The 22,630-nt window shown below is 68.7% G+C and carries 14 protein-coding genes and 1 pseudogene; 4 read left to right on the top strand and 11 right to left on the bottom strand.

Annotation, left to right across the window (positions count from 1 at the left end; genetic code table 11):
* The coding region (locus DMC18_RS11025) for a hypothetical protein (RefSeq protein WP_199232564.1) at positions 1–195 on the bottom strand (195 nt) is incomplete at its 3' end.
* A gap of 386 nt (positions 196–581) precedes the next feature.
* Here DMC18_RS11025 and DMC18_RS11020 point away from each other — a divergent pair.
* From DMC18_RS11020 to DMC18_RS11010, 3 genes and pseudogenes are all read left to right on the top strand, one after another.
* Entirely contained in the window at positions 582–3,614 is a 3,033-nt protein-coding gene (locus DMC18_RS11020) for a TonB-dependent receptor (protein WP_233245115.1), read from the top strand.
* Between the two features lie 117 nt (positions 3,615–3,731).
* Complete coding sequence (locus tag DMC18_RS11015; protein WP_110117629.1) at positions 3,732–6,302, top strand: GH92 family glycosyl hydrolase; 2,571 nt, start codon at positions 3,732–3,734, stop codon at positions 6,300–6,302.
* Positions 6,303–6,463: 161 nt separating this feature from the next.
* Positions 6,464–8,890: pseudogene (locus DMC18_RS11010) on the top strand (glycosyl hydrolase 115 family protein); the annotation flags it as partial.
* A gap of 144 nt (positions 8,891–9,034) precedes the next feature.
* Here the strand turns inward: DMC18_RS11010 and DMC18_RS11005 are convergent.
* Genes DMC18_RS11005 through DMC18_RS10990 form a run of 4 tightly spaced genes read right to left on the bottom strand, consistent with a single transcriptional unit; the run spans position 9,035 to position 14,908 of the window.
* Positions 9,035–11,338: a GH92 family glycosyl hydrolase gene (locus DMC18_RS11005; protein ID WP_110117627.1), complete on the bottom strand. Its 2,304-nt coding sequence runs from the start codon at positions 11,336–11,338 to the stop codon at positions 9,035–9,037.
* Positions 11,339–11,360: 22 nt separating this feature from the next.
* Positions 11,361–12,380 carry an ABC transporter permease gene (locus DMC18_RS11000; RefSeq protein WP_110117626.1) on the bottom strand — a complete coding sequence of 340 codons (1,020 nt, stop codon included), beginning with the start codon at positions 12,378–12,380 and terminating at the stop codon, positions 11,361–11,363.
* Positions 12,377–13,921 carry a sugar ABC transporter ATP-binding protein gene (locus DMC18_RS10995; protein ID WP_110117625.1) on the bottom strand — a complete coding sequence of 515 codons (1,545 nt, stop codon included), beginning with the start codon at positions 13,919–13,921 and terminating at the stop codon, positions 12,377–12,379. Before DMC18_RS10995 ends, DMC18_RS11000 begins: the two co-directional genes overlap by 4 nt.
* A 6-nt stretch (positions 13,922–13,927) precedes the next feature.
* Entirely contained in the window at positions 13,928–14,908 is a 981-nt protein-coding gene (locus DMC18_RS10990) for a sugar ABC transporter substrate-binding protein (protein ID WP_110117624.1), read from the bottom strand.
* A gap of 141 nt (positions 14,909–15,049) precedes the next feature.
* Here DMC18_RS10990 and DMC18_RS26005 point away from each other — a divergent pair, with 141 nt between their 5' ends.
* Positions 15,050–15,193, top strand: a complete 144-nt coding sequence (locus tag DMC18_RS26005; RefSeq protein ID WP_158285899.1) for a hypothetical protein — start codon at positions 15,050–15,052, stop codon at positions 15,191–15,193.
* 72 nt (positions 15,194–15,265) lie between these two features.
* Here the strand turns inward: DMC18_RS26005 and DMC18_RS10985 are convergent, their stop codons facing one another.
* From DMC18_RS10985 to DMC18_RS26000, 6 genes are all read right to left on the bottom strand, one after another.
* Positions 15,266–16,678 carry an AcvB/VirJ family lysyl-phosphatidylglycerol hydrolase gene (locus DMC18_RS10985; protein WP_110117623.1) on the bottom strand — a complete coding sequence of 471 codons (1,413 nt, stop codon included), beginning with the start codon at positions 16,676–16,678 and terminating at the stop codon, positions 15,266–15,268.
* A gap of 70 nt (positions 16,679–16,748) precedes the next feature.
* The gene (mprF, locus tag DMC18_RS10980; RefSeq protein ID WP_110132936.1) at positions 16,749–19,340 is read right to left on the bottom strand and encodes a bifunctional lysylphosphatidylglycerol flippase/synthetase MprF; all 2,592 of its coding nucleotides are present in this window, start codon (positions 19,338–19,340) and stop codon (positions 16,749–16,751) included.
* A complete protein-coding gene (locus DMC18_RS10975) occupies positions 19,333–19,911 on the bottom strand; it encodes a DUF1003 domain-containing protein (RefSeq protein ID WP_110117622.1) in 579 nt (192 codons plus the stop codon). Before DMC18_RS10975 ends, mprF begins: the two co-directional genes overlap by 8 nt.
* Positions 19,912–20,004: 93 nt before the next feature.
* Positions 20,005–21,366: a HAMP domain-containing sensor histidine kinase gene (locus tag DMC18_RS10970; RefSeq protein WP_146218045.1), complete on the bottom strand. Its 1,362-nt coding sequence runs from the start codon at positions 21,364–21,366 to the stop codon at positions 20,005–20,007.
* The gene (locus tag DMC18_RS10965; RefSeq protein ID WP_110117620.1) at positions 21,363–22,046 is read right to left on the bottom strand and encodes a response regulator transcription factor; all 684 of its coding nucleotides are present in this window, start codon (positions 22,044–22,046) and stop codon (positions 21,363–21,365) included. The genes DMC18_RS10970 and DMC18_RS10965 overlap by 4 nt, the downstream gene beginning before the upstream one ends.
* Before the next feature lie 49 nt (positions 22,047–22,095).
* Positions 22,096–22,272, bottom strand: coding sequence for a hypothetical protein (locus DMC18_RS26000; protein ID WP_158285898.1), 177 nt, complete (start codon positions 22,270–22,272; stop codon positions 22,096–22,098).
* Positions 22,273–22,630 lie beyond the last annotated feature (358 nt).

Raw genomic sequence — 22,630 nt, 5'->3', positions numbered from 1 at the left:
CAGGGCGGCGGCGCGGCTTTCGAACGGGAAGTGGCTCGCGCTGGCCGGCATCTTGCCGCGGGCGTTGACCGCCGGGTTCTCCCAGTCGGGGCGGGAGGAATCGATCTGCACGGGGTCGACTCGGGGCGTTTCCTCCGCCTGGGCGGCGAGGCCGATCGCCAGCCAGGCCGCGCCCGCCATCATGCTTGCCTTCATTACACTCACTCCCTGACCCGAGCCTCGTTCAGCCCGCGTCGCTTTTCCAGTCCGGCTGCGCTCAACGCTCAGGTGAGGCGCTGTCACCGCTGGTTGCGACCTATCTATTTTGGCCTGACCAATTTGCAATTCCGAAAAATATTTTCTAGATTGTCTCGGGAAAATAATATACAAATCAATTTAACAATACGAAAAAAGCCAGCGATATCAAACTGATCGTCGTTGGTTTACGGGCGCGGCACCGTGTGGGTTCCATCTCCACATTGCCCTGGCCAATCGCAAGATTGCTGGGACCGGTACCGCGAGAGGGGTTGGCTGAAAAGCTGTCACGCAAGACGGCGGGCCATAACGAGGAGGGAACGAAATTGAAGTCCAAGATCAGCTCGATGCGCGTCCTGAAGGTCGCGCTTCTGTCCGCAACTGTCATGGGCGGCCTGCCGGCGCTCGCCATGGCCCAGGAAGCCGCCGCGACCCAGAACGACACGGTCGACACCGTCGTCGTCACGGGTTTCAAGAAAAGCTACGCCGACGCCGTTCGCACCAAGAAGAACGCCGTTGAGATCACCGACGGGATCTCGTCCGACGGCCTGGGCCGCTTCCCCGACCTGAACGTCGGCGAGGCCCTGCAGCGTATCCCCGGCGTCCAGATCAACCGCGAGGCCGAGGGCCGCGACGCCACCATCAACCTGCGCGGCATGCCCGGCGAATACGCCCGCAACACGCTGAACGGCCAGTCGTTCGCCGGCCCCGCGCTGCTGCGCGACAACCAGGGCTCGCCGCTGGGCGCGTTCAATTCCGACATCTTCTCGGCCTTCGTGATCCAGAAGTCGCCGATGGCCAACACCGTCTCGGGCGGTCTCTCGGGCAATGTCGACCTGCAGATCGCGCCGGCGCTGTCGCGCAAGGACGGCGGCTTCATGAAGGCGTCCTACGAGTACAACACCCTGGGCAGCCTGGGCGCGCCGGCCGCGACCATCGGCTACAACAAGCACCTCACCGACGACCTCGCGGTGTTCGGCACCCTGGCCTACAAGAAAGAGAACTTCCGCCGCGATACGATCCGTCTCAACAGCTACGACTACCTGACGTCGGCGATGACGGGCCTGACGCCGACCCAGTTCAACGCCACCTACGGCCAGTACTATTCGGCCACGGCCTGCCCGACCAGCGCGACGTCCTACTGCCGCTCGCTGGGCCAGGCCCTGGGTCTGACCCAGGCGCAGGCCGCGGCCTACACGACCAGCAACACCGGTTCGACCAGCAGCAACGGCGTCTGGGCCAACAGTCAGATCCGCCAGTACACCCGCATGAACGTGGGCGAGGTCTGGTCGGGTACGGCCGGCGTCGAGTGGCGCCCCAACGACGACACCAAGATCGGCCTGATCGGCTTCAAGACCGATCGCAACCTGCCTGACACCGTCCAGTACTTCCTGATCAACACCGTCCTGCCGTCGTCGACGGCCGGCGCGGGTACGGTGATCACGCCGACGGGCACGCCGGTGAAGACCAACGACGGCCGCTACCTGTACCAGAGCTACACGTTCGCCAACATGAACGCGCTGTCCTCGACCCGTCTGTATTCACAGCGCCAGAAGTCGGACGGTCTGCTCGGCACCTTCGACTGGAAGAACGAGGACTGGCGCGTCGCCGCCGCCCTGACCCTGTCGTCGGGCTACAACGCCTCGGTCGAGACCGAGGTCGACGTCGCCAACTACACCCGCGCGGGCGGCAACGGCGTCACCGGGTCGCTGACCACCGGCCTGGATGACATCGGCAACTTCATCTACACCACCTCGCCCAACCCGCAGAACTCGATCACGACCGGCCAGACCTGGACCTGGGGCGGAACCTCCGACCCGACGTCGTTCTACAACAACGGCGCCAAGGCCAACTCGACCAACCAGATCCAGATCCAGGGCACCGAGAGCTTCGCCGAGAACGAGCTGAACAGCGCGGCGTTCGACGTCGAGCGCTTCACCCAGCTGGGCCCGATCAAGAGCATCCAGGCCGGCGTGCGCCTGGAGCGCGAGAAGTACGTGTCGACCGGCTACCGCGTCTACGCCTACGGCGCGCAGCTGCAGAACATCACCTCGAGCATGATGATCACGTCGCCCTTCGTCGACGATTTCATGGGCGGCAAGGGCGGCAGCTACAATCGCAACTGGCAGGTGTTGAACATCCGCGAGTTCCTGAACGCCGTCCGTCCGGTCACGGCCTACCAGAGCGGCGGCCTGTCGAGCCAGGGCTTCAACATCCAGTACTCCGACAGCAGCTACTACGATAAGAACTTCACCAACGAGAACGATATCAATCAGTTCTACATTCAGGCGAAGTACGACACTGAGATCTTCGGTCACGGCCTGCGCGGCAACTTCGGTGGCCGCTACGAAGACACCAAGAACACCATCACGACCCTGGATCGCACGACCGCGCCGACCGACTCGATCGGCTCGGCCACGGCCTTCAAAACCGAGAAGTACGTCAACAAGTACGACTACTTCCTGCCGTCGGCGATCTTCGTGGCCGACGTCACCGACGACCTGATCCTGCGCGGCGCCTACTACAAGACCTATGTGCGCCCGCACCCGCGCCAGTACTCGCCGTCGACCAAGGTCAGCCCGACCCAGATCCTCAACACCAGCCTGACTTCGGGCAGCGTCAACGTCTACGACGTCTCGGTGCAGATCGGTAACAACAAGCTGAAGCCCTATCTGGCCGAGTCCTTCGACCTGTCGCTGGAGTGGTACAACCGCCCCAACGGCCTGGTTTCGCTGGCCTATTTCCGCAAGAACATCACCGGCCGCATCGCCTCGACCTCCGACCCGGCGCTGCTGTGCCCGGCCGATGGCTCGACCTGGGGCTTCGGCGCCCTGTCGTGGGACGGCACCTACTGCACGGCCACCGCGCTCAGCAGCACGACCAAGCAGGTGCACGTCAACGCCAGCGGCGCCTACAACCTCGACAAGCCGACCACCGTCGAGGGCGTCGAGTTCAACATCCAGCAGAACCTCGATTTCCTGCCGGGCTTCTGGAAGAACTTCGGCGGCAGCTTCAACTATGCCTACACGACGTCGAAGAGCCCGGCGATCGCCCCGTTCCCGGGCATCTCCAAGCACAATGTCAACGTCATCGGCTACTACGAGACGCCGAAGTTCGGCGTGCGCATGGTCTACAACTATCGCTCGGCCTACGACCTGAACGCCAACGGCACCTACAGCGGCGGCTCACGCTCGGTTAAGCCGCGCGGCCAGTTGGACATGTCGGCGTCCTACAACGTCAACGACCAGCTCACCGTCTCGCTGGACGCCTACAACCTGACCGACGCGGTCCGCTTCGAATACGAGAACGACTACCAGGTCTCGCGTTGGGTCGACTACGACGGCCGCACCTTCACTCTGACGGCGCGCGCCACGTTCTAAAGTTCACTTCCCCCAGTGATGCACTCGATAGCCGGTCCCTCCGTGGACCGGCTATATTTTCTCTTCTGCGGTGCCTGCCGGGTGACTCGCGGAAGGCCTGAGACCGGAAGGATTTCGATGCCGGGACTACGCGCTGGACTTTCCACCCTGCTGGCGACCCTCTTGGCCACGACCGCCCTGGCGGCGGGCCCGATCGCCCAGGCCGCCCCCGCCCAGTCCCTCTACAAGCTTCCCGCCCTCGAGGTCGGCCTCGGCAACGACAACGAAGGCGACACCATTCCCGGGCCGACCCTGCCCAACGGCTCGATCCATCCCTCGCCCGAGACGCCCAATCCCAGCAACGCCGGCTACAACGCCGCCGAGCCGATCAGCGGCTTCGCTCAGCTGCATTCGCAGGGCTCCGGCGGGGTCACCACCTACGGCACGTTCCTGCTGTCGCCCCAGGTGGGCCAGCCTGAATTCGATGAGACGGCCCACCTGTCGCCCAAGGCCAACGAGGTGCTGGCGGCCGACGCCTATTCGGTTCGCCTGACGCGCTACGGCGCCAAGGTCGAGGTGACGCCGGCGCACTATGCGGCGATCTATCGCCTGACCTATCCCGACACCGACCAGGCCCAGCTGGTGTTCGACGTCACCCGCAAGGTCGGCGGCCTCGTCGCCTCGGACCAGGCGGACGTGAAGCTCTATCCGGCCGAGGGCAAGATCGTCGGCCACGTGAAGGCCAAGGGCTACTGGAACCCGGCCCTGATCGACATCTGGTTCGTGGCCAAGTTCGACCAGAAACCCGTCGCCTGGGGCGTCTTCGACAAGGCCGAACGCCGCGCCGGCGCGACCGAAGGCAAGACCGGTCCCGACGAGCGCCTGGGCGCCTGGCAGACCTTCAAGACGACCGCCGGCAAGCCGCTGCTGGTCAAGGTCGCCGTGTCCTTCACCAGCGCCGAAACGGCCGAGGCCCTGCTGGACCGCGAGATCCCCGACTGGAGCTATGACCGTGTCCGCCAGCAGGCCCAGGCGGCCTGGAACGAGCGGCTGGGCGAGATCGAGGTCTCCGGCCTGGACGAGGCGCAGACCCGCCGCTTCTACACGGCCTTCTACCATGCCTCGACCCATCCCCGGGACCGCAGCCTGGACCAGCCCGCCAAGGAGCTGGGGCGTCCCAACTGGGACGACCACTACACCCTGTGGGACACCTACCGGACGCTGTTTCCGCTGATGTCGGTGCTGCGCCCCAGCGACTACGCGGCCAACATCAACTCGCTGATCCACACCTTCGACAAGTTCGGCGCGGCCGACACCGCCATCATCGGCGGCCAGAACTATCACGTGGGGCAGGGGGGCGACGAAGTCGACAACGTGCTGGGCGAGGCGGCCCTGCGGGGTGCGGCGGGCGTCAACTGGAACGACGCCTGGCGGCTGACCCACTTCAACGCCTTCGAGCGCCGTCGCCCGCGCTATCTGGAGAGCGGCTGGTTCGGCGTCGGCGACCGTAGTCCCGAGCCGAACAACCAGCGCGCCAAGTCGGGCTCCTCGACCCTGGGCTTCGCGCTCAACGACTATTTCGCCGCCCAGGTCGCGGCCAAGGCCGGACACGCCGACGAGGCGGGCGTCCTGCTGAAGCGCTCTGCCAACTGGCGTAAGATCTGGAACCCGGAGACCACGAGCGATGGCTTTGCCGGCTTCCTGATGCCGCGCTATCCGGACGGCAAGTTCCAGGACATCGATCCCAAGCTCGGCTGGGACGGCAAGGTCCACAACAATGTCGGCTATTACGAGGGCACGGCCTGGATCTATTCCTACGGCGTGCTGCACGACCTGCCGGGCCTGATCGAGGCCATGGGCGGCCGGGTGCGCTTCAACGAGCGCCTGAACCACGCCCTCGACGCGGGCCTGATCGACATCACCAACGAGCCGTCCTTCGCCACCCCCTGGCTGTTCCACGCCCTGGGCCGGTCGGACCTGTCATCCTACTGGTCGGGCGAGGTGTTCAAGCACTTCACTGCCACCGCCTATCCGGGCGACGAGGACGCAGGCGCGATGAGCTCCAACTACGTCTTCAATCGCCTGGGCCTGTTCCCGAAGCTCGGCAGCGACCTCTTCTACCTGCACGGCCCGCGTCACCCGAAGAGCGTGCTGCACCTGGAGGGCGGCCGGTCGCTGGAAGTCGTCGCGGCCAATGCCGGAGCGGATCGTCCCTACATCGCCGCGGCCAGCCTGAACGGAAAGCCGCTGGCCGGTCCCTTCATCACCCAGGCGCAGGTGCTGGCCGGCGGCGTGCTGAGCTTCACCATGAGCGACAAGCCCGGCCAGTGGGCGTACGACGGCGCGGTGCTGAACAGCGACGCCAGCGTCGCGGCCCTGGCCGACGGCAAGACCTCGACGGCCTGGAGCGCCTCGACCGGTCAGTCGGCGACCTTCATCCGTCCCGCGGCGACCTGCCTGAAGGCCTACACCGTCAGCGTCGGCGCCAAGGCGGCCGATCCGACCGCCTGGCGGTTCAGCGGCTTCGACGGCAAGCGCTGGGTGAAGCTCGACGAGCGGCGCGGCGAGCGCTTCGACCATCGCCAGGCCACCCGCAGCTTCGACCTGAAGTCCGTCAAGGCCTATGCCCGCTATCGCCTGGAGCTGACCGCCGGCAAGGCGGTCGAGGTGTCCGAGGTCGAGTTGATCGCCGGAACCGGCTGCCGTTGAGGTTCGGCGCGTCGTCGCCGTCCTATCCAGTACAAGACCCGCCACGCGTAGGGAGGCCCGGGCCTATGAAGATGTCGAAGTCGATCTGGCGCGGCGCCCTGGCGCTCGTGCTCTGCCTCGGCGCCGTCCAGGCCGCTCAAGCCCAGAGACGCGGCGAAGTGGGCGCGATCTTCACCGACAGCCTTTCGCGCGGCGGTTTCGTGCTGGTCGAGACGGGCAGGGCGCCGACGATCGTGGTCGATCCCGCCGACGCCGCCGTCGTGCGCCATGCCGCCGACGACCTGGCCGACGACCTCAAGACCGTCACCGGCCAGCAAGCGGCCGTGTCGGACGCGCCTTCGGGCAAGACGGCCATCCTGGTCGGCACCCTGGGCCACAGCAAGGTTATCGACGCCCTGGTCGCGGCCAGGAAGATCGACGTGTCGCGGCTCTCGGGCGCCTGGGAAAGCTTCGTCATCGCCTCGGTCGACCGTCCGGCGCCCGGCGTCGACAAGGCCCTGGTGGTGGTCGGCAGCGATCGGCGCGGCGCGGCCTTCGGCGTCTACGAGGTGGCCCAGGCCATGGGCGTGTCGCCCTGGGCCTGGTGGGCCGACGTTACGCCCGCTCACAAAGACAAGCTGTTCGTCGCCGCCGGCGTCCATCGCTTCGGCCCGCCGTCGGTTCGCTACCGCGGCGTTTTCGTCAACGACGAGGACTGGGGCCTCTATCCGTGGGCGGTGAAGACCTTCGATCCCGAGCGCGGCGACATCGGGCCCAAGACCTATCGCCGGATCTTCACCCTGCTGCTGCGCCTGAAAGCCAACACCCTGTGGCCGGCCATGCACCACACGACCGCGCCATTCAATTCCGATCCCGAGAACGCCAAGCTGGCGCAGGAGTACGGCATCGTCATGGGCTCGTCCCACGCCGAGGCCATGCTGCGCAACAATGTCGGCGAGTGGAAGGACGACCCGGCCAAGTTCAACTACGCCACCAATCCCGAGGGCGTGAAGGCCTATTGGGAAGAGCGCGCCAAGGCCAATGGCCCCTACGAGAGCCTCTGGACCCTGGGCATGCGCGGCATCCACGACACCGGCATGGTCGGCCCCAAGACCATGGAGGAGAAGGTCGCTCTGCTGGACAAGATCATCGCCGACCAGCGCGAGGTCCTGGCCAAGAACATCCCCGGCGACGTCTCCAAGGTTCCGCAGATCTTCGTGCCCTACAAGGAGGTGCTGGAGATCTACCGCGCCGGCGTGAAGGTGCCCGACGACGTCACCATCGTCTGGCCCGACGACAATTTCGGCTACATCCGCCAGTTCCCCAGCGCCGAGGAAGCCGGCCGCAAGGGCGGGGCGGGCGTCTACTACCACCTGTCGTATCTGGGTTATCCGCTGGCCTATCTGTGGCTGGGCACGACGCCGCCGGCCCTGGTGCAGGAGGAGATGATCCACGCCTGGGACAAGGGCGCGCGCAGCGTCTGGATCGCCAATGTCGGCGACATCAAGCCGGCCGAGATCGGCGCCAGCCACTTCCTGGAGATGGCCTGGGACATCGACCGCTGGCGGGGCAAGACCCAGCGCCAGTTCCTGGCCGACTGGACCGGCCGCGCCTTTGGCCCCGCCCTTGGAGGCAAGGCGGCCGAGCTGCTCGACGCCTATTATCGCCTGAACTTCGAGCGCCGGCCCGAGCATCTGGAATGGCAGCCCCAGGCCGAGAACCGGCACCTGTCGAGCTACACGCCCGACGAGGTCAACGACCGCCTGCGCGCCTTCCGCAAGCTGGTCGCTGAAACCAAGACCGCGAGCGCCGACGTGCCGCCGTCGCTGGCCGACGCCTGGTTCGAGCTGGTCGAGTTCCCGATCCGCGTCTCGGCGGCGGCCAACATGCGGTTCTTCGCGGCCGAGCGGTACAACGAGCTGGTCGACAAGCAGCAGGCCATGGCCCGCTCGGCCGGCGGCGCGGCCGTCGAGGCCCAGGCCGAGATCACGGCTCTCACCAACAAGTTCAACAACCAGGTCGCTGGCGGCAAGTGGCACTGGCTGATGCCGGAGGAGCCGGCCGACAGCCAGTGGCGGATCTACCGCGCCCGTCCGATCCCGACGCCGAGCCTTGGCCTCGTCTCCGATCCGGCGGCGTTCCTGGCCGTGGTCGACGGCAATTCGCCGGCCAATTCGCCGATCGTCGAGGCCGAGGCCTTCGCCGCCAACACCGGCTGGCGTCTGGTCGAGGGCGTTGGTCGCGGGCGCGGCGTCATGCTGGCCGATGCGCCCGGCGCGACCCTGACCCTGTCGGTCGACGTCGCCAGCGCCGACGGCCGCCGCGTGCAACTGGGCGTCCTGCCGATCTTCCCCGACGGCCAGGCCCAGGACATCGCCTTGGACGTCAGCATCGATGGCGGTCCGGCCGAGCGCGTGACCCTGCCGCGCAAGGTCGGCTCGCCGGCCTGGGCCGAGGGGGTGCTCGACAACCTGCTGAAGCCTGTCGTCGGCCCCTCGCTGTCGCCGGGGCGGCATACCGTGGTGGTGACGGCGCGCGTCGGCCGCGTGGGCCTCGACCGCGTCCGCCTGGTCGTTCCCGAGCAGGTGGCGACGCACGAGAACCACTGAAGGTGACTTCTCCCTTCCCCCTTGATGGGGGAAGGGCCGGGGATGGGGGTGACCTGCTGAGTTGGCGACAGTGCTGCGTCCCACGCCGCGCCACCGCCACCCCAACCCTCCCCCATCAAGGGGAGGGAGCTTAGGCGGCGCTCCCTAAAGCCCGTTCGGCGGCGGCGTGAACGTCGTCGCCCAGGCCGACGGCGCGGGGCCCATGGTCAGCTCCAGCACACCGCCCCTGGCCAGCTCGTCATGAGTGATCCAGGCGCGGTCGATCGGCTTGCCGTTCAGCCTGGCCGCCGTGACATAGCGGTTGGCCTCCGAGGCGGCCGGCGCCGAGACCACGAAGGTCTTGTCGCCTTCCAGCGCGATGGCGCTGCGCGTGAACACCGGCGAGGCGATGTAGTAGTAGGGCTGGCCCGCGTTCGGATAGAGCCCGACGGCGTTCCAGACGTACCAGCTCGACATAGCGCCGGCGTCGTCATTGCCCGGCAGGCCGGTGCGGGTGGCGCGATAGTGCTTGGTCATCAGCTGGCGGGCGATCTCGGCCGTACGGTCGGGCCGGCCGGCGTGGATGTAGAGGTACGGGGCCAGGATGTCCGGCTCGTTGCCCTGCGAATAGTGGCCGTCGAACAGGTGGTCGAGCCAGGCCACGAAGCCCTTGGCGCCGCCCGTCTTGGTCATCAGGCCCGCCACGTCCTGCGGGACGTAGGTCGAGTACTGCAGGGCGTTGCCCTCGTAGAACACCGCGTCCCACCACGGCCCCGAACGGTCGGGATATTCGTAGGTGCAGCTGTAGTTCTCGACCCATTCGCCGTTGGGGTAGCGGGGGCGCACGCAGCCCAGGCTGTCGTCCCAGATGTTCTTCCAGTTGCCCGAGCGCGCGATGTAGCGCTTGGCGTCCTCAGTCTTGCCCAGGGCCTTGGCCACCACGCCGATGGCGTAGTCGTCATAGGCGTATTCCAGGGTGCGCGAGGCCGAGCGGGTCTGCGTGAAGGGCACGTAGCCGAGCTTCAGATAGTCCTTCAGCACGCGGCCCTGCAGGAAGGGCTGGTCGCTGTCGACCTCGCCGTTCTTGCGCAACGCCTCATAGGCCAGGGGCAGGTCGAAACCGCCCAGCTTCTTGACCACGGCGTCGGCCACCAGGATGTCGCCGTTCGAGCCGCCCTGGGTCATGCCGTTGGCCCCGGCGATGCGGGAGTCGGGCATCCAGCCGGTATGCTTGTAGGTGTCGATCAGGGAACGGAGCATGTCGCGCTGCCGCTGCGGCTGGATCACCGTCATCAGCGGATGCAGCGTCCGGAACGTGTCCCACAGGGTGTAGAAGTCCTCGTAGTGAGGCTCGTCCGACTTCCACCAGACGTTCTCGCCCGACAGGTCGTGCGGCATGGTGTGCGAGCGGTAGAGGGCGGAATAGAAGATCCGTTGCTGCTCGTCGCTGCCGCCCTGCACCTGGATCTTGGCCAGGGCCTGCGCCCACTGCGCCTTGGCCGCCTCGTGATAGGCGTCGAAGTCCCAACCGGGCATTTCCTCGGCCAGGTTGGCGCGGGCCTGGTCGGCGCTGACGAACGACACGGCCAGCTTCATCTGCACCTGGCGGTCGGTGGTGGTGTCGAAGGTCAGCCAGGCGCCCAGGCGGTTGGAGAACTCGCGCTCGGTGTCGTACTCGATCATCAGGCCCTGGCGGTTGGCCGCGCTCTTGACCTGCGAGCCGCCTTCGGCGCGACCCAAGCCGGGCTTGGCCTCGAACCAGCCCTGGCCGGCCGTCCACGAGCCGAAGGCCTTGGCCGGGCGATCGACGACGGCGTGGAAATAGAGGGTGTAGGGCGTGGGGTTCCAGCCGCCCTCGACCGTGACCTCGCCGGCCAGGGTGTGGTCGTCGATCAGCTCCACCTTGGCCAGCCGCACCCGTTGGCCGCGCCCGCGCATGGCCACCACCGAGCTGACGTCGAAGATCAGCTGGCTCTGGGCATTGGCCGGATAGGTCAGGCGCTGGAAGCCGACCCGGCGCGAGGCCGTCAGTTCGACCTTGATGCGCTCGGCCTCGCTATTGCCCAGGCCCACGGCGTAGTAGCCGGGCGAGGCCTGCTCATCGGTCTTGCCGAAGTGCAGGTGGTTCAGCTTCAGCGGCCCCACCGTGGGCGTGGCCCGGAAGTTGCCGTACTTGCCCGAGCCGCCCGTGCCGCTGACGTGGGTGTAGCTGAAGCCGATGATCGGGCTCTTGGAGTCGTAGCCGTTGGTGTCGGCGTTGGTGGTGTCGGGGCTCAGCGACACGAAGCCGAACGGCACGCCGGCGCCCGGCACGGTGTTGCCGCCGGTGACCCCGCCGCCGTCGACCCCGACGAAGGGATCGACCTTGCTTGTAAGATCAGGCGGTCCCGCCTGGGCCAGGGCCGCCAGCGGGGTCGAGATCATGACCGCGCCGAGCAGAAGGGCTCGAAAGGAACGCATCGTCGCCATCCTGGATACCGGCCGAGTCGCGTCAGGCCTTGTGGGTGCGGGCGTAGTGGTCGAAGGCGACGGCGGCGACAATGATCAAGCCGATCACCACCTGCTGGAAGTACGAGGTGACGTGCATGATGACCAGGCCGTTGGACAGGACGCCTATCAGCAAGGCGCCCAGGATGGTCCCACCGACATTGCCCGAGCCGCCCGACAGGCTGGCGCCGCCGATCACCACCGAGGCGATGACCCGCAGTTCGTAGCCCGTGCCGGCCACGGCCTCAGCCGAGCCCAGGCGCGCCGACAGCAGAAAGCCCGATAGACCGGCCAGGGCGCCGATGACGGCGTAGACGCTGGTGACGACGAAATCGACGTTGACGCCCGACAGCCGAGCGGCCTCGGCGTTGCCGCCCACCGCATAGACCTGGCGGCCGTAGCGGGTGTAGCGCAGCACCACGTGGCCGACGGCCGCCACCAGGGCGAAGACCACGATCGGCACCGGCACGAACAGGATCTGGCCCGTGCCCCACCAGCGATAGGCCGCGTCGAAGCCCGAGATCGGACCGCCGTCGTTGAGCAGCAGCGTCGCCCCGCGCCAGACGGTCATGCCGCCCAGGGTGACGATGAAGGCCGGCACGTGCAGCTTGGTCACCACCTTGCCGTGGACATAGCCCGCGATGAGGCCAACGGCGCTGGAGATCGCCAGGGCCACGAACCAGGCGGCCGGCGAGCCGCCGATCAGGTTCGTGACCACATAGGCCGCGGCGAGCGAGGCGCAGGCCAGCAGCGAGCCCACCGCCACGTCGATGCCGCCGATCAGGATCACATAGGTCATGCCGACCGCGATGATCCCGTAGATCGACACTTCGCTGAGGATGTTCAGCGCGTTGCGCAGCGTCAGGAAGCGCTCGTTGACCGTCCCGAACACGGCGATCAGCAGCAGCAGGAACAGGATTGTCCGGTGCTTGCGCGCGAAGGCCAGCAGGTCGAAGCGGCGGCCGGGCGGCGGCGCAGCGCGATCGGCGGCCGGGTCGGGGGAGAGGGTGGGGGAGGCGGTCATTGCGGGCGGTGTTCCATTCCTGACGAGACCGGACGGTCGCCGGTCGCCATGTAGGCCATCAGGCCCTCTTCGGTGGCCGTTTCGGCCTCGAGATCGGCGACGACCGCGCCTTCGCGGAAGACGACGATGCGGTCGCTGACGGCCATGACCTCGGCCAGTTCCGAGGAGATGACGACGATCGCCACGCCCTGGGCGGCCAGGTCGCACAGCACCTGGTGCACCTCGGCCTTGGCGCCGATGTCGATGCCGCGCGTGGGTTCGTCGACGATCAGCACCCGCGGGGCCAGGGCCATGGACCGGCCCAGCAGCACCTTCTGCTGGTTGCCGCCCGACAGCTTGCCGATCGCGGTCTCCTGGTTGGCCATCTTGATCCGCAGCTTCTGGCGGTAGGTCTCCACGAGGTCGCGCTCGGCGTTCTCGTCGATCCACTGGCCCATGCGGCTGAGACCGCCCAGGCTGGGCAGGCTGAGATTGTGGCGGATCGAGTGGTCGAGGAAGCAGCCCTGCTGCTTGCGGTCCTCGGGCACCAGCATGACGCCGGCCTTGATGGCGTCGCGCGGCGACTTCAGCTTCAGCGGCTTGTCGTCCAGCTTGATCGAGCCGGACGCGATGGCGTCGGCGCCGAAGATCAGGCGGGCCAGGTCCGTACGGCCGGCGCCGACCAGGCCGGCCAGGCCGACGATCTCGCCGGCGCGCACCTCCAGGCGGATGTCCTTGAGATAGTTCGGCGCGGAGAGGCGAGGACGGCGGGGGCTGACGCCTTCCACCTTCAGCACCACCGGGCCGGGCGGACCCTGGCGGACGCGGCGGGTGAACTCGACATTGCGGCCGACCATCAGCCGGACCATGTCGGCCACCTCGACGTCGGCGACGTCGCCGCTGGCCACCCAGCGGCCGTCGCGCATGACGGTGTAGCGGTCGCACATGGCCTTCACCTCGGCCAGGCGGTGCGAGACGTAGATCACGCTGACGCCGCGGACCTTCAGCCCGGCGATGATGGCGTGCAGGCGGTCGACCTCGCGGCTGGAGAGGGCGGCGGTCGGCTCGTCCATGATGATCAGCCGGGCGTTCAAGGTCATCGCCTTGGCGATCTCGACCATCTGCTGCTCGGCCACCGTCAGGTGACGGATGACCTCGTTCGGGTCGAGCGGCAGGCCCAGTTCGTCCAGCAGGTCGCGGGCGTCGCCGCGCAGTTTGGCCCAGTCGATGAGCCCCAGCCGCTTGGGCTCGCGGCCCAGATACATGTTCTCGGCGACGCTGAGCTCGGGGAAGAGGTTGAACTCCTGATAGATCGTGGCGATGCCTAGCTGCTGGCGACGCAGCGGCGCATCGCGCGGGTCCAGCGCATGGCCGTCGAAGGTCACGGTTCCCTCGTCGGCGGCGTGGGCGGCCGACAGGATCTTGATCAGGGTCGACTTGCCCGCGCCGTTCTCGCCGAGCAGGGCGTGAACCTCGCCCGCTCCGACGGCCAGCCGCACATGGTCGAGGGCCAGCACGCCGGGGAAGCGCTTGCTGACCTTGCTGACGTCCAGGAGGGTCATGGCGACCTACTTGACCTCGGAGATGCGCGAGGCCTCGGTCAGGTTGGCGCTGGTGATCAGCACCGGGGTCAGGCTGACCGACTTGGGCGCGGCGCCGGTCTTGATCTTGTCGACGGCCTGGCGAAGGGCGGTGCGGATCTGCTGGCCGGGGTTCTGCTCGACCGAGGCGACCATCTCGCCGGTCTTGATGCGGGCCAGGGCCTCGGGGATGGCGTCGAAGCCCAGAACCTTGATCTTGGCCGGGCCGAAGCCGGCGGCGCGCACGGCCTCCAGCGCGCCCATGGCCATGTCGTCGTTCAGGCACAGGATCACGTCGGGCGGGCTGTCGTGCATCGAGGTCAGCACGTTCTGGGTGACGGTCAGGGCCTGGTCGCGCTTGGAGTTGGCGGTCTGCTCGGTGACGATCTTGAAGGCCGCGCCGCCGGCCGCCAGGCCCTCGTGCACGCCCTTGACCCGCTCGATCGAGCTGGAGCTGCCGGGGTCGTTGGTGATCACCACCACGCGCGCCCCGGTCGGATAGGTCTTGACCAACCAGTCGGCCATGGCGCGGCCTCCGGCCACGTTGTCGGCGCCCACATGGGGCACGGGCGGCGTCGCGCCGGCGATGTTGCGGTCGACCGAGATCACCGCCACGCCCTGCTTGGCCAGTTCGTCGGCGGCGGTCGCCAGCGCCTTGGAGTCGGTCGGAGCGACGATCACCACCTTGGCGCCCTGCACGGCGGCGGCCTCGAGGTCGGCGATCTGCTTGGAGGAATTGTTCTGGGCGTCCATGACCTGGACCTTCACGCCCAGCTTGGTCGCTTCGTCTTCCAGTTCGCGGCGCATGGCCACGAAGAAGGGCTGGGAAAGGTCGTTGAAGCTGACCACCACCTCGGCGTCCTGGCCGCCGCGCGAGCAGGCCCCCAGCAATCCGCCGGCCGCCGCCGTCAGCCCCAGTCCGGCTGCCAGACCAAGGAGGCGCCGACGCGTCGTCTGGGGGCGGATCATGGCGTTTCTCTACTCGCTAATGGACTTGATTATCGGATGCTGAGCATCGCTTTCGTTGGCTGACACAAAAGTGGAAGGCATATTCCATGTCAAGGTCATCTGGGAAAGTGTGTTTCATTTTCGTGCGCGGCGGTGTAGTGGGTGACCGCTGTCGTCGAGGCGGACCGCTTTACCGAAGGCTGGAAGCTGGCCGACGTCGCACTGAAGATTCCGCAACGCCAGGCGCGCGGGCGAGCATGCCTGATCTGGCGTGAAATGGAACGGCCGAGATCGGCCGGTTCATGACGATCTGGGAACAACTGAACGGCGTCTCTTCCCTCTGAGACGCCGTTCCTTTTTCGTCCTGACCAAAGTCGCCTAGAGGCCGGCCGCCTGGCTGAGGGCGCGACCCACCGTGTCGTAGTCGCCGTTGAAGTGGTGATCGCCGGGCAGGCCGATCTTGCGCACTGGCGCGGGGAAGGTCGGGCAGGCGTCGTTGTGCTCCTCGGAGCCATAGACGCAGACGATCTTTAGATCCTTCAGCGAGGCCAGGACCGGCGCGATCGGGTAGCTGTCCTTGGCGCCGACATCGAGCCAGTCGCCGGGGTGGAACTCCAGCTCGCCCGTGGAATCGGTTCCCAGCAGGGCGACGATGCGGACCTGGCCGCGCAGGTCGGCCGGCAGGTGCTGGACGATGATCGGCAGGGCGTCGGCGCCGAAGGAATAGCCCGCAAGGATCACCTGTTTCTTGCCCCAGGCGGTCTGGTAGTGGCGGATCACGGCGGCCAGGTCGTCGGCCGCGGCCTGCGGCGTCCGCCGGCTCCAGAAGTAGCGCAGGGAATCGTAGCCGACGACCGGCACGCCCGCCTTGACGAAGCCTTCGGCCAGGCCCCGGTCGATGCCCGCCCAGCCGCCGTCGCCGGAATAGAAGACCGCCAGGGTGTCGCCGTTCGAGGCCGTCGGCACCTCGACCAGAGGCAGGCTGGCCAGCCGGGCGGCGGAGGCCTGCGGCGCGGTGACGGCGACGGGGGCGATCACGGCCAGGGCCTGCGGCAGGTCCGGTGCGACACGGCCTTGCGGCAGGAGGGCCGCGAAGGCGTGGGCCGGCGCCGCGTCCTGGCCGACGATGACGAACGGCGTGCTCAGCTTCGGGTTCGGGGCGTAGGCGAAACCGCCTTGCGCCGCCGCCGCGTGGACCAGGCCGCCGTCGCCGGCGACGAGGGGGCGGACGCTCGCAAGGTCGGGGCGGAAGTCCAGGCCCGCGCCGCCCTGGAAGATGCCGACCGGCGATTGCGCCAGCGTCCCATAGGCCAGCGCCGCGCCGGCGCCTTGACCGATCAGGATCGGACGATGATAGCCCGAGAACTTCAGGGTCTTCTGGGCGGCCTGCGCCAGTTCCGAGAAGTCGCCGGCCGGATAGAGCCCGTGGCCGCCGGCCGCTTGCTCGGCGGCGGGCAGGAAACGGCGCAGGTCCACGCCGACCACGGTTGCGTCCTGCGTGGTCAAGCGACGGGCCTGGTCGGTGAGTTCGGGCGTCCATCCGGCCTTGTCGGAGATCAGCACTACGAACCGGCCGGGCTCGGCGGCTCGGCGATAGATCGTCACCGCGCCGAACGAGCCGAAGTGGAAGGGCGTCTCGGTCAGCGGCCCCATCGGGACGGGCGGGGACGGGGGCGCAGCGACCGTCGCGGCGTCGGCGGTGGCGGCGAGCCGGCCGTGCAGGGCGACAAAGCCGCCGGCGCCCAGGACCAGGGCGGCGCTGGCGCCCAGCAGGATCTTGCGGATGGACATGGGGAGGCTCCCTCGACGTGACTGCGAGGCTGTTGTCCCAGGCCCGGCTGTCGTCTCCCTGCCGCTGACCTTACGGATTTGTGAGGGCGGGCGGTTCGCGGCCGATCAGGCGGGTGGCGTCGATCAGGGCGGGGGCAAGGCCCGACGGCGGGGCGGCCAGGTAGCGTGGCGTCCAGACCGGATCGAACTTGCTCTTGAACGCCCGTAGCCCCTCGAAGCCGTAATAGGCGCCGCCCCGGCGGGCGATCTGGCGGCCCACCTTGTGCCAGAAGGGCGCGAGGCGATGATCGACCAGACCCGACAGCGGGGCCATGCCGAGATTGAACCAGGCGAAACCCCGGGCCTTGGCCCAGAGGATCAGCTCGACGAACAGGAAGTCCATCACGCCGCGCGGCGCATCGCCGACATGCCGCATCAGGTCGATGGAGGCTTCGACCTCGCCGCCGGTCCAGATGTTGGCGAAGGCGACGATCTCGTCTCCGCGCCGGACCAGCGCGATCGGGTCGTGGCGCAGCACCGCGGGGTTGAAGCGGCCCAGCGAGAAGCCCTTCTCGCGTCCGCCGTGATCGAGCAGCCAGGCGTCGGACACCTTCCGCAGGCGCGCCAGAAGGTCGTCGGCGATCGGCGGCTGGACGACCTCGAAGGTCAGGCCCTCGCGCTGGCCGCGCGCGTGGCTCTGGCGCAGGTTTCGGCGCGCGCCGCCGGCCAGCTCGAAGTCGGCCAGGGGCACGCGGGCCTCTTCGCCCAGCTTGATGGCCGAGAGGCCAAGGTCGAGATAGTCGGTGATGCGCTCGCCGCTGGCGTGATAGGCGACAGGCCGGGCGTCCTGGCGATCGGCCAGTTCCCGGAACTTCCAGAGCAGGGCCTTGCCGGCCTCGCGGTCGCCGACCGGGTCGCCGAGCATGATCAGGCTCGCGCCTTCCGCGCCGTACATCAGGAAGGCCGAGCCATCCTCGGCGGCGAGGATCGCCTTGTCGCCGGTCAGGGCCAGGCGGGCGGTCGTGTCAGGCGAAGCCTCAACGAGGGGACGGATCACCTCGAGCGCCTCGCGCGGCGCCGGGCGGGCCTCGGCGTGGGGCAGGCGGGCCAGCCGCCAGATGCCGCCGGCGAAGATCAGCGCGCCCAGAAAGGCGATGCTGCGCATGAAGCGGGCGTGGTCGGCGTGATAGCCGAAGTGGGTCAGCAGCCGCGTCTCGAACGGCGCGCGCTCGTAGATCCAGGCGCCCAGGGCGATGGAGCCGACGAACACCGCCAGCACGCCGGTCGCCAGCCAGGGCGCCAGGGCGTCGCGTTCGATCGCGCCACGCCGGGTGAACAGGCGTCCGGAAACGAACAGGGCCGTCGCCAGGGCGAGGGCCACGCAGGCCGGCGCGAAGTCGAGGCCCCGCAGCAGGGCGGTCGAAGCGGCGATCAGGGCGATCGGCATGGCCGCCAGCCGGGCGGTCTGCAGGCGGCGGAACAGGCCCAGCGACAGCACCATCAGCGCCAGGCCCGTGGCCAGCGAGATCAGGTGGCTGGTCTCGACCACGATCAGCGGCACGACCGATTTCAGCAGGCCCAGGCGGTCGGTGGGGATGCGCCCGACGGCGATCAGCACCAGCGCACCGCCCAGCAGGAACGAGACGGCGGCGATGGCGGTCGGCCCCGTCGCCCGCCAGGCGCGACGGACGGCCAGGCCCGCGCCGCGCGCGCCGGACTCCAGGCTCAGCAGCAGGCCGGCGGCCGCCAGCAGCGGGCCGATGTAGTAGAACAGGCGATAGCCGACGAAGGCGGCGGTCAGGGCCGCGCGGTCGAGGTTGGGCAGCAGGGCGAGCATCGCGCCCTCGAACACGCCGACGCCGCCGGGCAGGCCAGAGAACAGGCCGGCCGCGGTCGAGACCGCGTAGGCGCTGGCGAAGGCGGGGAACAGGGGAGCCGCATCTCCCACCAGCAGCCAGACCAGGGCCGAGGTCGCGATGTTGTCGGCCACGCCGATGACCAGCTGGGCGAGACCCCAGGTCAGCGGCGGCAGGGTGAAGGCGCGGCCGAAGATCCGCAGGGGACCACGCTGGGTCGCGCAGGCGACGAGATAGGCGATGGGAAAGCTCAGCAGCAGAACGCCGACCGCGTGCGCCAGGCCCGGGTGCAGATGCAGCGCCGCGAAGGTCGCCGTCGGCGCGGTCAGCAGGCTGACCCCCGCGAGGCTGGAGAGGCCCAGGGCGAAGGAGATGGCGCAATAGAGCGTCGTGCGCGCCACCTTGCCGACGTCGGCGCCGTGTCGGCCGTAGAGGCGGGCGCGAACCGCCCCCGCCACGATCGGGGTCAGGCCGATGCTGTTGGCGAAGGCGTAGGCGATGAACGAGCCGGGCAGGCCCACGCGCAGGGGCACTTTGGCGCCGGCCCAGCGCAGCCCCAGTTGCTCGTTGGCCGCCAGCAGGCTGTAGCTGAGCGCGACGAGCCCGCCGGCCATGGCCAGCCGGGCCGCGCCCCAGTCGTGCATCTCGCGGCCGATCTCGGCCGGCGACAGGTGGTGAAGCTCGCGCCAGAGCACGAAGGCCGCCGTCGCCAGCAGAGCGATCGGCAGCAGTCGCGAGAGGATCGTCTTCAGCGTGTCCACGCCCATGACGGGCAGGGGAGCGGCTTTCGCCTCCGGGGTAAAGCCGGTTCGCGCGACGTCAGACATTGGCGACCTCTTCGGCCCGGCGGACGGCTTCGGCGGTCTGCTGGCTCAGCACGATCAGGTGGGCGGTCATGTCGGCCAGTTCGCGGGCGCGCAGGGCGTCGAGCTTTTCGTGCAGGGCCATGATCTCGAGCTCGGACTTCAGATTGACCTCGTAGTCGTGCTCGGCCGCGGCGCGATCCTTCGAGGCCTGGCGGTTCTGGCTCATCATGATGATCGGCGCTTGTACGGCCGCGACCATGGATAGGATCAGGTTGAGGAAGATGAAGGGGTAGGGGTCGAACGGGCGCAGGCCCAGGCGCGGCAGGACGCCCGCGTTCAGTCCCGCCCACAGGACCAGGAAGAAGGCGAAGCTGATGATGAAGCCCCAGGACCCGCCGATCTCGGCCACGCGGTCGGCCAGGCGCTGACCGAACGACATGGTCTCGTCGGTCTCGTCGGCGATGTTGCGCGAGATGGCGGCGCGGCGGACGATCTGCAGGATCACCCGGCGTTCCTCGGATTCCAGCTCGCGAAAGCCGTGGCCCAGCAGGCGACGGGCTTCGGCGTCGAGTTTCTGGATGGCGTCGCGCATGGCCTTGGCCCCTCTGCTGTCGTTGACGACGAGGGGCTTGATCGCGCCGGCGTCTCACCGGGACTTGGCGCGAACCTGGATTTTCTGTGAGGTTCAGTCGATCGCGGCGGAGGGCAGGTCGAGCACCACGCGCAGACCCGGACGATTGTCGCCCAGGGTCAGGCGGCCGCCATGCAGCTTGGCGCAGGCTGCGGCGATGGCCAGGCCCAGGCCCGAGCCGGGCGTTGCGCGGGTTTCGTCCAGCCGCACGAACCGTTCCAGCACCCGGCCGCGCTGAGCGACGGGCACGCCGGGGCCAGTATCGGCGACGACCAGGCGCGGGCCGCCGTCCTCTCCGGTTTCCAGCAAAAGGGCGACGCGGGCGCCGTCGCCGGCGTAGCGGGCGGCGTTGTGCAGCAGGTTGCCCAGGGCCTGGCGCAGGATCAGCTCGTGGCCGACGAACGGAACGGGGGCGTCCGGGGCGGTCACGACCAGGGCCTGGCCGGCGTCCTCGATCACCGGCTCGAAGAGATCGCCGATGTCGCGCACCAGTTCGGCCAGGTCGAGCGGCGCCATCAGGTCGCGAGACAGGCCCGACTCCGCCCGGGCGATGTCGAGCAGGGCGCTGAAGGTGGCCAGCACCTGGTCGCACTCGGCCTCGGCCTCGGCGATCAGGGCCAGGCGGTCGGCTTGGGCGAGGTCTTCGTCCAGGGCGCGATTTAGCGCCCCTCGCAGACGGGTAAGCGGCGAGCGCAGGTCGTGCGACAGACTGTCGGTGACCGTACGCATGCCGGTCATCAGCTCCTCGATCCGCGTCAGCATGGCGTTGATGGCGACCGCCAGGTCGTCGAAGACGTCTCCCGCGCCGGCGATCGGCGCGCGGGCGGCGAGGTCCCCCGCGGCGATGTCCTCGGCCGCGCGGGCGATGCCCTCGGCCCGGCGCATCAGCAGGCGGCCCAGGAACAGGGCCGCGCCGGCGACGATCACCAGGCTGATCAGCAAGGTCGCGCCGACGGCGGTGACGATCGCCCAGTGGAAGGCGCGGCGGTCGGCGAGGTTCTCGTAGATCACCAGCGTGCCGCCCACCGACATCGGCTGGACGAGGATCTCGTAGTCGGCGTCGCCGATCTCGCGGACGCTGTAGCCTGGCGCCGGCAACTGCTCGGCGGTCAGCAGGGTCGCGCCGCCGACACGGTGTCCGTCATTGTCGAAGGCGGTGTAGTCGAAGGCGCCGCCCTCGCTGCGGGTGCGTCGGTCGAGGGCGCGGGCCATGGCGGCCAGGCCGTCCTCGTGGGCGAAGGCGACGAAGTAGTCGCGCGCCGTTTCGGCGACGAGATGCTGGCGACGCTCGATCAGCCGCTCACCGGCGAAGCCGACGATGAAGAGGCCGATCGCCAGGGCCAGGGCGACGGCGCCGGCCACCACCAGGGCCAGGGTCGCGGGCTTGGCGCCGCGCACGGGGCGGGGACGGCTCAAGGCGCTTCCGACAGGCGATAGCCCGAGCCGCGCACGGTGTGCAGCAGGGGCTTGTCGAAGCCCTCGTCGATCTTCTTGCGCAGGCGGCTGATGTGGGTGTCGATCAGGCTGGTGTGCGGGTCGAAGCGATAGTCCCAGACCTCCTCCAGCAGCATGGTGCGGGTCACCACCCGGTCGCGGTGGCGCAGGAAGTATTCGAGCAGCTTCAGTTCGCGCGGCAGCAGCTCCAGCGTCCGGCCGGCCCGGGTCACGCGTCGCGACAGCAGGTCGAGCGTCAGGTCGCCGCAGGCCAGGCTGGTCTCGACCGGCTTGGCCCCGCCGCGGCGCATCAGGTTCTCCAGCCGCGCGGCCAGCTCGGCGAAGCCGAAGGGCTTGGTCAGGTAGTCGTCGGCGCCGGCGCGCAGGCCGGTGACGCGTTCGTCCAGGTGGGCCAGCGCGCTGAGGATCAGGATCGGGGTCTGCACGCCCGCGGCGCGCACCGCCTTGGTCACCGACAGTCCGTCCATCCCCGGCAGCATGCGGTCCATGACCACGGCGTCGAAGTCGGAGCTGCTGGCCATGTAGAGGCCGTCGCGGCCGTCGGCGACGTGCTCGGCGGTGAAGCCCGCCTCGCGCAGGCCCTTGAGGATGTATTCGGCGGTGTCGGCGTCGTCCTCGACCACCAGGATCCGTCGGCTCATCGATACTCCTTGGGCGACAGGTCAGAGTGCCTCGCGTCGTCGCGAGGAGCTAGCCCTTGGCGACGCAGGCGGCGACGAAGGCCTGGCGCGCGCCATGGCGGACCTTCTGGGCGGCCCAGACCTTCTCGCAGGCGGCGCGCTTGGCGATCTCGGCGCGGGAGGCTGGCGACTTGTGGACGGGCGCCGCGGCCCAGGCCGGCGTGGTCGACAGTCCGAGGGAGGTCACCAGAAGGGCTATGGTCGATAATCGGGGGGAGGGCATGGCTGGGCGTTCCTGGACCGCGCCCGTGAGCGTCGGCGCGTGAGCATGAAAACTCGCGGCCCTTGCGGGCTTACGGCGCCCATCTCGCAGATTTGTAAGGTTCGGCGGCGGTTCCTGGCGCCGTTGTAAGGTTGGTGAGCGCAGCGCTTCAGAGCGCGGCTTCAGGGTGATCTCCATCGGCGCTTCCCGCCGCTAGACAGCTCTAGGAGAGATCATCGTGACCATCCGCGCCATCCTCGCCGCCGCCGTCCTCTCGACCGCCGGCCTGGCCGTCGCCGCCTCGGCCAGCGCCGCCGTCGCCCCGGCCTCGGCCCCGGCGACC

The sequence above is a fragment of the Caulobacter sp. D5 genome, assembly GCF_003185805.1.
GTDB lineage: Bacteria > Pseudomonadota > Alphaproteobacteria > Caulobacterales > Caulobacteraceae > Caulobacter.
The sequence above is the reverse complement of the archived record's forward strand: the minus strand, read 5'-3'. Positions and strand labels throughout refer to the sequence as shown.

Coding starts and splice junctions, on each gene's coding strand:
- DMC18_RS11020 (WP_233245115.1), top strand. CDS start 582: ATGCGCGTCCTGAAGGTCGCGCTTCTGTCCGCAACTGTCATGGGCGGC.
- DMC18_RS11015 (WP_110117629.1), top strand. CDS start 3,732: ATGCCGGGACTACGCGCTGGACTTTCCACCCTGCTGGCGACCCTCTTG.
- DMC18_RS11005 (WP_110117627.1), bottom strand. CDS start 11,338: ATGGCGACGATGCGTTCCTTTCGAGCCCTTCTGCTCGGCGCGGTCATG.
- DMC18_RS11000 (WP_110117626.1), bottom strand. CDS start 12,380: ATGACCGCCTCCCCCACCCTCTCCCCCGACCCGGCCGCCGATCGCGCT.
- DMC18_RS10995 (WP_110117625.1), bottom strand. CDS start 13,921: ATGACCCTCCTGGACGTCAGCAAGGTCAGCAAGCGCTTCCCCGGCGTG.
- DMC18_RS10990 (WP_110117624.1), bottom strand. CDS start 14,908: ATGATCCGCCCCCAGACGACGCGTCGGCGCCTCCTTGGTCTGGCAGCC.
- DMC18_RS10985 (WP_110117623.1), bottom strand. CDS start 16,678: ATGTCCATCCGCAAGATCCTGCTGGGCGCCAGCGCCGCCCTGGTCCTG.
- mprF (WP_110132936.1), bottom strand. CDS start 19,340: ATGTCTGACGTCGCGCGAACCGGCTTTACCCCGGAGGCGAAAGCCGCT.
- DMC18_RS10975 (WP_110117622.1), bottom strand. CDS start 19,911: ATGCGCGACGCCATCCAGAAACTCGACGCCGAAGCCCGTCGCCTGCTG.
- DMC18_RS10965 (WP_110117620.1), bottom strand. CDS start 22,046: ATGAGCCGACGGATCCTGGTGGTCGAGGACGACGCCGACACCGCCGAA.